Raw genomic sequence first — 14816 nt, 5'->3', positions numbered from 1 at the left:
CGGTTTTCAGGCTGCTCGGGCCGAGGCGTGCAAACTTGAACATTAAGAACAATTCTGCCACCAGGAACAGGGTATACAGGCCACAAATCAGGATCATGGAGAACAGCAGATCGCCTACTGTCAACGATGAGTTTGCCACCGCCGTTGGTAATACTTCGCCGATTGCCCATGGTTGTCGGCCATATTCGGCGACAAACCAACCTGCTTCTACAGCAATCCACGGCAGTGGAATACCGTACAGCGCGGCACGCAGCAGCCATTTTTTCTCACCGATGCGGTTACGAATGACGCTCCAGAAGGAAAGCGCAATAATGGCCAGCAGCAAGAAGCCACACGCCACCATGATACGGAAAGCGAAATACAGCGGCGCAACGCGAGGGATAGAATCTTTCGTTGCCTGTTGAATTTGCGCTTCGGTTGCGTCGGTGACGTTGTCCGTATAGCGTTTCAGGAGCAGACCATAACCCAAATCTTTCTTCATGCTGTTGAACTGGTCACGAACAGCCTGATCGGTTGACCCCGCACGCAATTCTTCCAGCAGCTGATACGCCTTCATCCCGTTACGGATACGCTCTTCATGCTGCGCCATCAGGTCTTTCAGACCAATGACCGGTGTATCAACAGAGCGGGTGGCAATGATGCCCAGCGCATAAGGAATTTGAATCGCAAATTTGTTTTCTTGTTTATCCTGGTCGGGAATACCGAACAAGGTAAACGCAGCAGGAGCAGGTTGAGTTTCCCACTCAGCTTCAATAGCGGCGAGTTTAGTTTTCTGTACGTCGCCCATTTCGTAACCGGATTCATCACCCAGCACGATAACAGACAGCACAGCCGCCATACCAAAGCTGGCAGCAATCGCGAAGGAGCGTTTTGCGAACGCAAAGTCACGGCCTTTCAGCATGTAATAAGCACTGATGCCAAGAATGAACATCGCGCCAGTGACATACCCTGATGCCACCGTGTGAACAAATTTCACCTGGGCAACCGGGTTGAGCACCAGTTCGGAGAAGCTCAGCATCTCCATACGCATGGTTTCGAAGTTGAAATCCGCGGCGATTGGGTTTTGCATCCAGCCGTTCGCTACCAGAATCCACAATGCGGACAGGTTAGAACCCAGTGCCACCAGCCAGGTGACGCACATATGCTGGACTTTACCCAAACGGTCCCAACCGAAGAAGAACAGACCTACAAAGGTGGATTCGAGGAAGAAGGCCATCAAACCTTCGATAGCCAGCGGCGCACCGAAAATATCCCCTACATAGTGGGAATAGTAAGACCAGTTAGTCCCGAACTGGAACTCCATGGTCAGACCGGTAGCCACACCCAGAGCGAAGTTGATACCAAACAACTTGCCCCAGAACTTGGTCATATCTTTATAAATCTGTTTGCCGGAAAGGACGTAGACCGTTTCCATAATGGCCAGCAAGAACGCCATACCGAGCGTCAGTGGCACAAACAGGAAGTGGTACATCGCGGTCAAGGCAAACTGTAAGCGCGACAGTTCGACTATATCTAACATCATGACTCCTTGCTCATCGCATGAAGACTCCGAGAGTGAACCCCGTTAGAAAGGGTCACACGCATGCCCCAATACAAATTTATCTGCTTCCTTCCGCCGCCGTTCATTCTTCTCATTTGAAGAAAAGACAATGATGAAAGGTTACAAACATGTTAATAAAACACTCAAATTGATCCCGCAATTATATTACGCCGTAAAATCCTTACAATAAACAGGTTTTTATCGAGACAAATTTGCATTTTTCGATAGTGATCAATTTATAGCTAATTTACCACTTTCAGACCAATTTGATCTGTAGCAATTTAACCTCTTTTGACGATGTTTTCCAAGTTTTAAACTTTGATTTAAATCAATTTTCAAATTTGTTGTTAATGGTGTTTAACACTACGAGGACTAGTGAACACCATGTTAACAACATGTTTTTCAATGAGTATTTGTCGTTACTATAAATGATAGGATATTTATTTAAATCTACACGGTCTTTTAACCAACCAGGCAAATAAAATTGCCAGCAGATAAAGAGTCACTATTGCTGGGTAGCTCACAGTTTTTTGTTTAGCAAGGCGTGGAATAGTTATTTCATACAAATTATTCATTTTATTTTTACTTATAATTAACACCGTGATGTAACTATCTCAACTGGAAGCGGAAACGCTCCCCATTGGCCAACGCATTGCATTGAGCGTTCTGGCGCAGAAAGTCCGCCTGTCACTTTTGTCATCACCATAAGTTATCGTTCACGTCGCGTCTTCGCTTCTGTGGCAAAGATTAAATATGCCACAAACAATTCATTATCATTTTTATCCTAAATTTAACAAAGGAATAATTGTGACATATAAGATTAATAAATAAAAAACCGTTAGGTTGTTCACAAGTTATTTAGTGAAGGGAATTTTTGAAATTATTAAAATTGTTACCTGAATGACGCGCCCAACAAAATAAGATTTTGATCACAAACATGGCAAGTTATTTATTACTCGATTTTCTAAAAAATTAAAACCAGAACAAAAAACACATAGTAAGCACATGATTAAAAACACATTTTTATGAGAATAAATATAACAATCATTTTTGTCAGGATATTTTGAAAATAGATCAATTGCTTCCTTTTTCTCTTCCACAGAAACTCCAACCCTATTAAAAGGTTGTCACAATCCAAGCTCTGAATATTAGAAAAGTATTTTCACTTATTGACCATCAGCCCTACAGAGGATTACCCATGAAAAAATCTACACTTGTTATTGGCGTTATCGGTGCTGACTGCCATGCAGTAGGCAATAAAGTTCTGGATCGCGTTTTTACTGCGCATGATTTTCACGTAATCAACCTCGGGGTGATGGTGAGTCAGGATGAATATATCGATGCCGCGATCGAAACAGGCGCCGATGCCATCGTGGTGTCCTCTATTTACGGGCATGGTGACATTGACTGCCTCGGGTTACGTGAACGCTGCATCGAACGCGGACTCGGTGACATTCTGCTGTACGTCGGCGGCAACCTGGTTGTAGGCAAACATGACTTCGCCGATGTGGAAGTGAAGTTTAAAGAGATGGGATTTAACCGCGTCTTCGCCCCCAGCCACGATCTGGAAGATGTCTGCGCGCTTATCGCCAATGATATTCACCAACACAATGGCCTCGAACAGCGTTGCCTGGAAGAGGCTATCTGATGCAAACAGTTTCTGTCGATATCGGCTCGACCTGGACCAAGGCAGCCCTCTTCGCCCATGAAGGCGAGGAGTTAACCCTGGTAAACCATGTCCTGACCCCAACCACCACACATCATCTGGCAGACGGTTTTTTTGCCAGCCTGAATCAGGTGCTAAATGTTGCCGATGCTCGCCCGTTACTGAAAAGTGGTGAAGTGCAGTTGAAATACTCCTCCTCGGCTAAAGGTGGGCTCGCCGTTGCAGCGATGGGGCTGGTGCCTTCCATTACGCTGGAATCGGCAAAAGTTACCGCCCATTCGGCAGGAGCGAAAATCGCGCAATATTATTCGTACAAGCTGAACCGTCATGACATACAGGAGCTGGAATCATCACCACCGGACATTCTGTTATTTACCGGCGGTACAGACGGTGGAGAAGAAAGCTATGGTCTGGCGAATGCGCGTGCATTGGCAGACTCGAAGCTGGATTGCGCCATTATCTACGCAGGAAACCGGGACATTCAGGATGAAATACAAACGATTCTCGGACACAAGGATCTGACCACGGTAGACAACATACTGCCTGATCTCGATCACCCGAATCCGTTTGCCGCACGCCAGGCGATTTGTGATGTGTTTTTGTCGCGCATTGTGAAAGGCAAAGGTCTGGATGTCATTGTCGGTGAAACAGGCGAAGAGCCAATGCCGACGCCATGGACGGTATATGAGTTAGTCAAAGCCATTAGCGATTACGACAGCGCATGGAAGGAATTCATGCTGATTGATATGGGTGGAGCCACCACGGATGTCTATTCGGCCAGCGCGAATACCCTCTCCCCCGATACCGTCCTGCATGGCGTTCCAGAACCTTTCGTCAAACGTACCGTTGAAGGCGACCTGGGAATGCGCGTTTCCGCCGTCGTGGTGGGAGAAAGCACACAGGAAATGGTGAAAGTCATCTTCGCCCAACAGCCGCAGCGCGAGGAAGCGTTTTACCGCTACCTGCGTCATTTGGTTGGGCAGCCGGATTACCTGCCACTCAGCGAGGAGGAGAAATATTTCGACACTCTGCTGGCAGGTTTATGCGTGGGCTATGCCGCTGAGCGCCACGCGGGCACTAAAAAGCAGGTTTGCACCTGCGTGGGTAACGTGGATTTACAGATGGGTCGCGATCTCACCACCGTACGCAAAGTCGTCGGTTCAGGTGGATGGCTCTCTCGCGCCAGCCAGTTCGATATCCATAACTGGCTCAAATACCGGGAGCTGGACGACCAGGGTAAAAGAATTCTGTTACCGAACCAGTTTGAGTATTACCGCGATTCAAATGGCCTGCTCCCTCTACTGGCAAATGTCGCCAGGCTGTACCCGCAAGCCGCTGCTCGCACCAGCATTCAGTGTTTAACCCTACAAAACTAAAGGCAGCTACGAATGGAACTTCGAAATAAAAAATTGACCCATGACGAATTCATGACCGAAAGGCATCAGGTGTTGCAAACCTGGGAAACCGGTAAAGACGTTGAGAACTTCGAAGATGGCGTGAAGTACCAGCAATCAATTCCGGATAAAAAGCGCTTCTCCCTTGCCCTGCTGAAGGCCGATCAGGAAGGTAGAACCCTGAGCCAACCGCGCGCAGGCGTGGCGTTAATGGACGAGCATATTGCGCTGCTCAAAACGTTGCAGGAAGAGTGCGACCTCCTGCCAAGTACTATTGATGCCTACACCCGTCTGAACCGCTATGAAGAAGCCGCTGTCGGGATCCAGAAATCCATCGAAGCAGGGACTTCCAAGCTGAATGGTTTACCGGTCGTCAATCACGGGGTTGCTGCCTGCCGCCGTATGACTGAGTCACTGGAAAAACCGATCCAGGTTCGCCACGGTACGCCGGACGCGCGCCTGCTGGCAGAAATCGCCATGGCCAGTGGCTTTACCAGCTACGAAGGCGGCGGTATCTCTTACAACATCCCTTATGCCAAACGCGTCACCCTGGAAAAATCCATCCGCGACTGGCAGTACTGCGATCGTCTGATGGGTCTGTATGAAGAGAACGGTATTCGCATCAACCGCGAACCGTTTGGTCCGCTGACCGGCACCCTGATCCCACCATTTATGTCCCACTCGGTTGCGATTATTGAAGGTCTGCTGGCGCTGGAACAGGGCGTGAAGTCAATCACCGTCGGCTACGGTCAGGTCGGTAGCCTGACGCAGGATATCGCCGCTATTCAGGCGCTGCGTGAGCTGTCCCACGAATACTTCCATAACCACGGCTTCGACGATTACGAGCTGAGCACCGTTTTCCATCAGTGGATGGGCGGATTCCCGGAAGATGAAGCGAAAGCCTTCTCCGTTATCGCCTGGGGCGCAGCGGTTGCCGGTATGTCGGGCGCAACAAAAGTGATCACCAAAAGCCCGCACGAAGCGTTCGGTATCCCAACAGCGGCCGCTAACGCTCAGGGTCTTAAAGCATCACGCCAGATGCTCAACATGGTCAGCGACCAGAAATTCCCGCAGTGCGCAGCCGTGGAACAGGAAGTCGAGCTGATCAAGAGCGAAGTCCGCGCGGTGCTGAAAAAAGTCTTTGAACTCGGCAATGGCGATATTGCACGCGGTACGGTGCTGGCCTTTGAAGCAGGCGTGCTGGATGTGCCTTTCGCCCCTGCCGCCTGTAACGCCGGGAAGATTCTGCCGGTACGCGATAACACAGGGGCCATCCGTATTCTCGAAGCCGGCGCTGTTCCGCTGCCGAAAGACATTCTCGCCCTGCACCACGACTACGTCGCAGAGCGCGCGCATTTCGAAGGCCGTAAACCTTCTTTCCAGATGGTCATTGATGACATCAACGCCGTATCCCACAGTAAATTAATAGGAAGACCATAATGAAAATTAAACAGGCCCTTTTCACCGCTGGCTACTCCTCATTTTATTTTGACGATCAGCAGGCCATCAAAAACGGTGCCGGTCATGACGGGTTTATCTATACCGGCTCTCCGGTAACGCCTGGTTTTACCTCTGTCCGCCAGGCGGGTGAATGCGTTTCTGTGCAGTTGGTTCTGGAAAACGGCGCAGTGGCGGTAGGCGATTGTGCTGCGGTGCAATATTCAGGCGCAGGCGGTCGCGACCCGCTGTTCCTGGCTGAAAATTTTATTCCTTTCCTCAACGATCATATCAAGCCGCTGCTGGAAGGCCGTGACGTGGATGCTTTCCTGCCAAACGCCCGCTTCTTTGATCAGTTGCGTATCGATGGCCATCTGCTGCATACCGCCGTCCGTTACGGCCTTTCTCAGGCACTGCTCGACGCGGCGGCGCTGGCGACCGGCCGTCTGAAAACTGAAGTGGTGTGCGACGAGTGGCAACTGCCATGCGTCCCGGAAGCCATTCCATTATTTGGTCAGAGTGGTGATGACCGTTATATCGCCGTCGACAAAATGATCCTTAAAGGCGTGGACGTTCTGCCGCACGCGTTGATCAACAACGTGGAAGAGAAGCTGGGCTTTAAAGGTGAAAAGCTGCGTGAGTATGTGCGCTGGTTGTCTAATCGCATCTTAACCCTGCGCACCAGTGAGCGTTATCACCCGACGCTGCACATTGATGTCTATGGCACTATCGGTCTGATCTTCGATATGGATCCGGTGCGCTGCGCTGAATACATCGCCAGCCTGGAAGCGGAAGCTCAGGGCCTGCCGCTGTACATTGAAGGTCCGGTGGATGCCGGTAACAAGCCGGATCAGATCCGCATGTTAACCGCCATTACCAAAGAACTGACCCGTCTGGGTTCCGGCGTGAAAATCGTTGCAGATGAGTGGTGTAACACCTATCAGGACATTGTGGACTTCACCGACGCGGGCAGCTGCCACATGGTGCAGATCAAAACCCCGGATCTGGGCGGTATTCACAACATCGTTGACGCAGTGCTGTATTGCAACAAACACGCGATGGAAGCCTATCAGGGCGGTACCTGTAACGAAACGGAAATCAGTGCTCGCACCTGCGTACACGTCGCGCTGGCTGCGCGTCCTATGCGCATGCTGGTCAAACCAGGTATGGGTTTCGATGAAGGTCTCAACATCGTGTTTAACGAAATGAACCGCACCATCGCGCTGTTGCAAACTAAGGATTAAGAGATGGCACGCACATTTAAGATCTTATCGCCTACGGCTATCCTGGGTTATGGCTTCCCGGAAGAGAGTTTTCGTAAAGCCATGGAAGAGTCACCGGATCTTATTGCTGTTGACGCAGGTTCCTCCGATCCTGGCCCTCACTACCTGGGGGCGGGTAAACCTTTTACCGACAGGGCCGGAGTGAAACGCGATCTGCGCTATATGATCGTGGCAGGCGTTAAGAACAACATCCCGGTAGTGATTGGCACGGCCGGTGGTTCAGGCGCCGCTCCGCATCTGGAGTGGTGTCGCCAAATAATCCATGAGATTGCCCAGGAAGAAAAACTGTCCTTCTCCATGGCGCTCATCCCGTCTGATGTTGACAAAGAAATCGTTCATCAGGCGCTGGATAACGGCAAAATCACCGCGCTCGATTTTGTGCCTGAACTGACTCACGAGGCAATTGAAGACAGCACCTACATTGTCGCGCAGATGGGCGTCGAGCCATTCCAGCGCGCGCTGCAAGCCGGTGCGCAGGTGGTACTGGGCGGACGAGCCTACGATCCGGCCTGCTTCGCCGCGCTGCCGATTATGCAGGGCTTTGATGAAGGTCTGGCGCTTCATTGCGGTAAGATCCTTGAGTGTGCCGCCATTGCCGCCACCCCTGGCTCTGGCTCAGATTGTGCGATGGGGATCATTGACGACAACGGCTTTACGCTGAAAGCGTTCAATCCCAAGCGTAAGTTCACTGAAACTTCCGCGGCGGCGCACACCCTGTATGAGAAGTCCGATCCGTACTTCCTGCCGGGGCCAGGCGGCGTGCTGAACCTGAAAGCGTGCACCTTCACCCAGGTTAACGAGGGCGAAGTGTATGTCAGCGGTTCACGTCATGAAGAAACGCCGTATGCGTTGAAACTGGAAGGCGCACGTCAGGTTGGCTTCCGCTGCCTGACCATCGCCGGAACGCGCGACCCGATCATGATTGCCGGAATTGACACTATTCTCGAAGAGGTACAGGCCAGCGTTAAGCGTAACCTCTCGCTGAATGACGACAGTATCCGTATGACGTTCCACCTGTACGGTAAGAACGGTGTGATGGGCAACCATGAGCCGATGAAAACCGCCGGTCATGAACTGGGGATTTTGCTGGACGTCGTCGCGCCGACGCAGGATATCGCCAACAGCGTTTGCTCGCTGGTGCGCTCTACCCTACTGCACTACGGTTATGAAAATCGCATTGCGACCGCGGGCAACCTCGCCTTCCCGTTCTCGCCATCCGATATTCAGAGTGGACCGGTGTATGAGTTCTCGATCTATCACCTGATTGAAGCGAGCGATGCGCTGCGTTTTGATTTCCACATTGAACAGGTGACGCCAGAAGGAGTTCAGGCATGAAACACTCAATTTGTTCGCTGGCGCAAGTCATTCGTTCCAAAAATGCCGGGCCGTACGAACTGGTTTTAGATATTTTATTTAAAACCCGTGAAGATTATCAGCGAGTGAAGCGTTCAGAACAATTAACGCCACAACTTATTGCTGGTTTGTATAATGTCAAACCTGACTTTATTCATAATATTGTCTGGTTTGACCCGGCGAATGCCGTAAAAATTGTCATGCCGCGCGATATTATCTCCGGCAACATTGGTGACAATGATGTTTATGGTGCGCAGCAACACGCGCCATTATTAAGTATTGAGTTCGACCTGTAGTAAAAAACACAATAACAGCCATTGGAGCACAGAATTCAGCTGTATCACAGTGCTTCGAATTATTCATGCGGTTGGTCACAACAGGCGTGCGTCTGAACTGCTGTCCAGGTTCAGGCGCGCGCCGCCCTACACAATTCCAATTACCAACCTTTATCCGATGGAGTACACATGAAGAAAATAAGTTTAACGAAGATGATCATATTAGGTCTGATACTCGGCATGATTGCCGGGGTGGCCATAAATAATATGGTCGCGGCTGAAACGGCAAAATCTTATGCAGCAGATATTTCCATTTTTACCACCATATTCTTACGCATGGTGAAAATGATTATCGCGCCATTGGTTATTTCAACTCTGGTTGTGGGTATTGCCAAAATGGGCGATGCCAAAACGCTGGGACGTATATTTTCGAAAACCTTCTTCCTGTTTATTTGCGCCTCACTGCTGTCAATCGCGCTGGGCCTGGTTATCGTTAATATTTTCCAGCCAGGCGCTGGCATCAACTTTGTTCCGCATGACGCCGGGGCCGTTGCCGCCGTTAAATCTGAACCGTTCACGCTGAAAGTATTTATCTCGCACGCGGTACCAACCAGTATTGTTGATGCGATGGCACGTAACGAAATTCTGCAGATCGTCGTCTTCTCAATTTTCCTCGGTTGCAGCCTGGCTGCGATTGGTGAAAAAGCCGAGCCGATCGTGAAGGTTCTGGACTCACTGGTGCACGTAATGCTGAAGCTGACGGGCTACGTCATGCTGTTTGCGCCACTGACCGTGTTTGCCGCTATCTCGGGTCTGATTGCCGAACGTGGTCTGGGAGTAATGGTCAGCGCCGGGATCTTTATGGGTGAGTTCTACCTGACGCTGGGTATGCTGTGGGCGATCCTGATCGGTCTGTCCACCATGATCGTCGGGCCTTGCATCGCGCGCTTAACGAAATCAATCCTCGAACCAGCACTGTTGGCCTTCACCACCTCCAGCTCTGAAGCCGCCTTCCCAGGCACGCTGGACAAACTGGAAAAATTCGGCGTTTCCTCAAAAATCGCCAGTTTCGTTCTGCCTATCGGTTACTCCTTTAACCTGGTCGGCTCGATGGCGTACTGCTCCTTTGCCACCGTATTTATTGCTCAGGCGTGCAATATCGAACTAAGCATGGGCGAGCAAATCACCATGCTGTTGATCCTGATGCTGACCTCGAAAGGGATGGCGGGCGTACCGCGTGCATCAATGGTTGTTATCGCCGCTACCCTGAACCAGTTCAACATTCCGGAAGCCGGTCTGATCCTGCTAATGGGTGTGGATCCATTCCTCGATATGGGTCGTTCCGCTACCAACGTCATGAGTAATGCCATGGGTGCTGCCATTGTAGGTCGTTGGGAAGGTGAACACTTCGGCCAGGGCTGTCGCGGAACTGCGCCAGTGAAGACACCGGAACAAGAACGTCCGGCGACCGAACCGTCAGAAGTTGCGATGTCCTGATAGCACGCGATTGCCGGATGGCGCTCGCGCTTATCCGGCAAGATGATGAACACACCAACAGGATTACACCATGAATAAAACCCTTATCGGCGTGAGTCTCTTTTCTTTCAGCCTCTTGTTTTGCGCCACCTCATTCGCGCAAACCGCGCCGGATTACGCAAAGATTATCGACCAGGCACATCAGAAATATAAAAGTAACAACGATGGCAAAGTCGCCGACTACATCCCTGCCCTGGCGACCTACAGCCCGAAAAATTTTGCCATCACCATTGCCACGGTGGACGGCAAGATCTATCAGGTGGGTGATGTTAACAAACCCTTCCCTATGGAATCCCTGAGTAAAGTCTTCACCCTGGCGCTCGCCATGGAACAGCATGGCCCACAGGTCGTCCTGGAGAAACTTGGGGCCAATGCCACCGGCATGCCATTCAATTCTGGTTTGGCGGTAGAACTGACTAAAGGCGCACCGGAAAACCCGCTGGTAAACGCCGGGGCGATGAGCACCGTTAGCCTGATCGAAGCCAAAGATAAAACCGATCGCTGGAACAAAATCCTCGACAACCTGAACGTCTGGGCTGATGCCACACTCACCGTGAACGAGCCGGTTTTCAAATCCGAGATGGAAACCAACCAGCACAACCAGGCGCTGGCGAAGCTGATGGAATCCTATAACAGCTTCTATGGCAACACAGACGACGCTGTCGAAATTTATACCCGTCAGTGCTCCGTCGATATCACCGTTGAGCAACTGGCCAAAATGGGCGCGGTACTCGCGAACAAAGGCAAATCACCGTTCAACGGTAAGCAATTGCTGAATGAAAAATATGTCCCGCAGGTACTGGCTGAAATGGCCATTGCCGGCTTGTACGACGGTAGTGGTAAGTGGCTGTACACCGTAGGCATCCCGGCGAAAAGCGGCGTCGGCGGTGGGATGGTTGCCGTTGTGCCAGGCGAATATGCGATAGCCGTCTATTCCCCGCCGCTGGATGAAGCCGGTAACAGCGTTCGTGCCCAGAAAACGATCGAATATGTCGCCGAAGCGACCGAAGCGAATGTCTTTTTAGCAAAATAAAACTCTATGCCGGATGGCGCTTCGCTTATCCGGCAAACAACACGAAGAGGTGAGAAGTAAACATGTCTAAACCATTTGTCTGGCAGGAACTCTTTGTTCAGGGTAAAGATAGTACCGAATATGAATTACTGAGTAATCAGCACGTTACAGTTTCGGAGTTAGACGGAGAGGAAGTGATTAAGGTTGCGCCTGAAGCGTTAACCTTATTAGCACAGCAGGCATTTTATGAGGCTTCATTCTTCCTGCGCGCCGGACATTTGAAGCAGATCGCCAGCATTCTGCACGATCCACAGGCCAGCGGTAACGATAAGTATGTTGCATTGCAACTGCTGCGCAACGCTGAAGTTTCGGCCAAAGGCGTGCTGCCTAACTGTCAGGATACCGGAACGGCAACGATTGTGGCCTGCAAAGGTCAGCATGTCTGGACCGGCGGCGATGACGCAGAAGCGTTAAGCAAAGGCGTGTATACCACCTTCACCGAAAACAACCTGCGTTATTCGCAAAATGCCCCGCTGGATATGTACACCGAGGTCAATACTCAGACTAACCTGCCGGCACAAATCGATATCAGCGCCACGCCTGGCAATGAATACCGCTTCCTGTTCGTCAACAAAGGCGGCGGCTCGGCCAATAAAGCGGCGCTGTTCCAGGAAACAAAATCCATTCTGCAACCGGAAAAGCTCACCGCCTTTCTGATCGAAAAAATGAAATCACTGGGCACAGCCGCCTGCCCGCCGTATCACATCGCTTTCGTCGTTGGAGGCTTGTCGGCCGACCAGGCGCTGAAAGTCGCCAAGCTGGCTTCAACCAAGTATTACGACAACCTACCCACCAGCGGGAACGAACTGGGTCAGGCGTTCCGCGATACGGCCCTGGAAGCCGAATTGCTCAATGCCAGCCGTGAGTTTGGTATCGGCGCGCAGTTTGGCGGCAAGTACTTTGCCCACGATATCCGCGTGATTCGCCTGCCACGTCACGGTGGTTCCTGCCCTATCGCCATGGCCCTCTCCTGCTCAGCCGACCGCAACATTAAGGCTAAAATTAACAAACACGGTATCTGGCTGGAGAAACTGGAGCATAACCCGGGCAAATTCATTCCTGATTCCCAACGGGTAGAAAATGGCGCCCAAACCGTACAATTGGATCTCAACCGCCCGCTACGCGAGATTCTGCACGACCTGTCCGCTCTGCCTATCGGTACTCGTTTGTCGTTAAGTGGTCCAATTGTTGTCGCCCGTGATATTGCCCACGCTAACATCAAAGCGCGCCTGGATAACGGCGAACCGATGCCGGAATACATGAAAAAGCATATCGTTTATTACGCAGGTCCCGCCAAAACGCCGGAGAATCAGGCCTGTGGTTCAATGGGTCCCACCACTGGCGGGCGCATGGATGGGTATGTCGATGCTTTCCAGGCACAAGGCGGTAGTCTCATTATGCTCACCAAAGGTAACCGCAGCCAACAGGTCACTGATGCCTGCCATAAACACGGTGGATTTAGCCTCGGTAGCATCGGCGGCGCCGCGGCCCTGCTTGCCCAACAGTACGTGAAAAGCCTGCACTGCCTGGAATATCCCGAACTGGGAATGGAAGCGGTCTGGATGATGGAAGTTAAAAATATGCCGGCCTTCGTGTTAGTCGACGACAAAGGTAATAACTTCTTTAGTCAGTTTGAGCAGCAACATCGCTGCGCAACCTGTCCGGCAGGACATTAAGGAGACGTAATGGAAGCGCGAGCCAATAATGACAGACACCGCCAACGTCAGCAGAAACTGAAAGAACAGGTTGATACCCGCGTGGCGGCGGCAACGGAGAAGAAAGGGATCCTGATTGTCTTCACCGGTAACGGTAAAGGGAAATCCACCGCAGCCTTTGGCACGGCAACGCGCGCGGTTGGTCACGGAAAAACCGTTGGCATCGCGCAGTTTATCAAAGGTCAGTGGGATAATGGCGAGTACAACACCCTGCAGCCGCTCGGCGTTGAATTCCATATTATGGGCACCGGATTTACCTGGGAAACCCAAAACCGGCAAGCCGATATCGAGGCGGCAACGGTAGTCTGGCAAGAAAGTAAGCGCATGCTGGCTGATGCGCATTACGATCTGGTGGTGCTGGATGAACTGACTTACATGCTGGCTTACCACTACCTGGATACCCAGGAGGTTCTCAGCGCCATCGAAAATCGCCCTGTCGGTCAGAGTGTTATCGTCACCGGGCGCGGATGCCACGCACTGTTGCTGGAACTGGCCGATACGGTCAGCGAAATTCGCCCGGTCAAGCACGCGTTTGACAGCGGTATTCAGGCGCAGGTGGGAATCGACTGGTAGCCATTCTTTTGCCGGATAACGACGCCCTGGCGTCTTATCCGGCCTACCGTTCTTTGCAGGCCTGACAAGGCACACGGTACCATCAGGCAGGCGATACCACAGATTTATTCAACAGCCAGTCCCGGAAGATCTGTAAATGCACAGATTCCGCTTTCTCTTCACGCCACGTCATGATGAAACGGTTCCCGGTTCGCATCGGGACATCGCAAGGAATGACCATATCACCACTATCCAGATCGTGCTGAATGGCAAAACGAGGAAGCAATGCCACGCCCAGATTAGAGCGAACCGCCGCAATCAGCATCGACAGCAGATCAAATCTTGGACCTTTATTGACCAACGGGCTGCTGACGCCTGACAGCGCAAACCATTCCTGCCAGCCTTTGATACGCGTGCTTTGGTGTAAAAGCGGGAATTCGTTCAGCAACTCCTCGACCGCCAGTTTCCGCTCCGGCTCAGCCAGCAAGCAGCGGCTGCAGACCGGCAGGATTTCCTCTTCAAACAGGTACTCAACGCCCGACCATGGCGAGTAGAAATCTTCACGCATGATTGCCGCGTCATACTCCCGATTGAGAAAATCACCAATATTCGCCAGCGAATGGATATTCACGATAATATCAGGATTGAGTTTGTTGAACTCGCGCAGATTCGGGATCAGCCAATGCGTGCTGAAGGTCGGATTCACTGCCAGCTCAATAACCTGCACCGTCGGCTGCCAGGTCATTATCGTCGTCGTATCTCGCTCAAGTTTATTTAACGTTTCTTTAACGATACTTAAATAATGTTTGCCCGCCGCATTTAAAAAAATGCGTTTCTTGGCATGATTAAATAGCGAGGTATTCAGAAAATCCTCCAGTGCATTCACCTGACGGAAAACAGCACTTTGTGTTAAAGCCAGCTCTTCAGCAGCCCGGGTATAACTTTCGTGACGCGCAACAACTTCAAAAGTTACCAGCAACTCCGTCTTCGGTA

At 51.3% G+C, this 14816-nt stretch carries 12 protein-coding genes; 10 read left to right on the top strand and 2 right to left on the bottom strand.

Going from position 1 to position 14816, the window contains the following annotated elements; genetic code table 11:
• Nucleotides 1-1519 (bottom strand): cytochrome ubiquinol oxidase subunit I (gene cydA, locus KQJ18_RS15045; RefSeq protein ID WP_216422216.1); only part of this gene is annotated, 1519 nt, incomplete at its 3' end.
• Nucleotides 1520-2738: 1219 nt separating this feature from the next.
• On the opposite strand from cydA, the gene glmS reads away from it, so the two are divergent.
• From glmS to cobO, 10 genes are all read left to right on the top strand, one after another.
• On the top strand, nucleotides 2739-3188 hold the full coding sequence (gene glmS, locus KQJ18_RS15040) for a methylaspartate mutase subunit S (RefSeq protein WP_038638933.1): 450 nt from the start codon (nucleotides 2739-2741) through the stop codon (nucleotides 3186-3188).
• Entirely contained in the window at nucleotides 3188-4582 is a 1395-nt protein-coding gene (gene glmL, locus KQJ18_RS15035; protein WP_038638930.1) for a methylaspartate mutase accessory protein GlmL, read from the top strand. The genes glmS and glmL overlap by 1 nt, the downstream gene beginning before the upstream one ends.
• A gap of 12 nt (nucleotides 4583-4594) precedes the next feature.
• Complete coding sequence (locus tag KQJ18_RS15030; protein WP_038638927.1) at nucleotides 4595-6040, top strand: methylaspartate mutase subunit E; 1446 nt, start codon at nucleotides 4595-4597, stop codon at nucleotides 6038-6040.
• Nucleotides 6040-7281 (top strand): methylaspartate ammonia-lyase, encoded by a 1242-nt coding sequence (locus KQJ18_RS15025; protein WP_038638925.1) that lies wholly within the window; start codon nucleotides 6040-6042, stop codon nucleotides 7279-7281. The genes KQJ18_RS15030 and KQJ18_RS15025 overlap by 1 nt, the downstream gene beginning before the upstream one ends.
• Nucleotides 7282-7284: 3 nt before the next feature.
• Complete coding sequence (locus KQJ18_RS15020) at nucleotides 7285-8655, top strand: acyclic terpene utilization AtuA family protein (RefSeq protein ID WP_038638923.1); 1371 nt, start codon at nucleotides 7285-7287, stop codon at nucleotides 8653-8655.
• Nucleotides 8652-8969: a DUF4387 domain-containing protein gene (locus KQJ18_RS15015; protein WP_006685446.1), complete on the top strand. Its 318-nt coding sequence runs from the start codon at nucleotides 8652-8654 to the stop codon at nucleotides 8967-8969. The genes KQJ18_RS15020 and KQJ18_RS15015 overlap by 4 nt, the downstream gene beginning before the upstream one ends.
• 168 nt (nucleotides 8970-9137) lie before the next feature.
• The gene (locus tag KQJ18_RS15010; protein ID WP_038638921.1) at nucleotides 9138-10445 is read left to right on the top strand and encodes a dicarboxylate/amino acid:cation symporter; all 1308 of its coding nucleotides are present in this window, start codon (nucleotides 9138-9140) and stop codon (nucleotides 10443-10445) included.
• Between the two features lie 70 nt (nucleotides 10446-10515).
• On the top strand, nucleotides 10516-11517 hold the full coding sequence (gene glsA / locus KQJ18_RS15005) for a glutaminase A (RefSeq protein WP_038638918.1): 1002 nt from the start codon (nucleotides 10516-10518) through the stop codon (nucleotides 11515-11517).
• A gap of 62 nt (nucleotides 11518-11579) precedes the next feature.
• Complete coding sequence (locus KQJ18_RS15000) at nucleotides 11580-13232, top strand: class I fumarate hydratase (protein WP_061381689.1); 1653 nt, start codon at nucleotides 11580-11582, stop codon at nucleotides 13230-13232.
• Nucleotides 13233-13241: 9 nt separating this feature from the next.
• Nucleotides 13242-13844: a cob(I)yrinic acid a,c-diamide adenosyltransferase gene (gene cobO / locus KQJ18_RS14995; protein WP_042309700.1), complete on the top strand. Its 603-nt coding sequence runs from the start codon at nucleotides 13242-13244 to the stop codon at nucleotides 13842-13844.
• Nucleotides 13845-13926: 82 nt separating this feature from the next.
• On the opposite strand, the gene KQJ18_RS14990 is transcribed toward cobO, so the two are convergent.
• Nucleotides 13927-14816, bottom strand: an 890-nt coding sequence (locus tag KQJ18_RS14990; protein ID WP_216422215.1) for a LysR substrate-binding domain-containing protein, incomplete at its 5' end; no start/stop codon positions are given.

Source organism: Citrobacter sp. S55_ASV_140, assembly GCF_018919505.1.
Lineage (GTDB): Bacteria > Pseudomonadota > Gammaproteobacteria > Enterobacterales > Enterobacteriaceae > Citrobacter > Citrobacter werkmanii.
This window is presented reverse-complemented; position numbering and strand designations above follow the sequence as displayed.

What these genes read in the sequence shown, in the direction of transcription:
- glmS (WP_038638933.1), top strand. Translation starts at nt 2,739, where the DNA reads ATGAAAAAATCTACACTTGTTATTGGCGTTATCGGTGCTGACTGCCAT.
- glmL (WP_038638930.1), top strand. Translation starts at nt 3,188, where the DNA reads ATGCAAACAGTTTCTGTCGATATCGGCTCGACCTGGACCAAGGCAGCC.
- KQJ18_RS15030 (WP_038638927.1), top strand. Translation starts at nt 4,595, where the DNA reads ATGGAACTTCGAAATAAAAAATTGACCCATGACGAATTCATGACCGAA.
- KQJ18_RS15025 (WP_038638925.1), top strand. Translation starts at nt 6,040, where the DNA reads ATGAAAATTAAACAGGCCCTTTTCACCGCTGGCTACTCCTCATTTTAT.
- KQJ18_RS15020 (WP_038638923.1), top strand. Translation starts at nt 7,285, where the DNA reads ATGGCACGCACATTTAAGATCTTATCGCCTACGGCTATCCTGGGTTAT.
- KQJ18_RS15015 (WP_006685446.1), top strand. Translation starts at nt 8,652, where the DNA reads ATGAAACACTCAATTTGTTCGCTGGCGCAAGTCATTCGTTCCAAAAAT.
- KQJ18_RS15010 (WP_038638921.1), top strand. Translation starts at nt 9,138, where the DNA reads ATGAAGAAAATAAGTTTAACGAAGATGATCATATTAGGTCTGATACTC.
- glsA (WP_038638918.1), top strand. Translation starts at nt 10,516, where the DNA reads ATGAATAAAACCCTTATCGGCGTGAGTCTCTTTTCTTTCAGCCTCTTG.
- KQJ18_RS15000 (WP_061381689.1), top strand. Translation starts at nt 11,580, where the DNA reads ATGTCTAAACCATTTGTCTGGCAGGAACTCTTTGTTCAGGGTAAAGAT.
- cobO (WP_042309700.1), top strand. Translation starts at nt 13,242, where the DNA reads ATGGAAGCGCGAGCCAATAATGACAGACACCGCCAACGTCAGCAGAAA.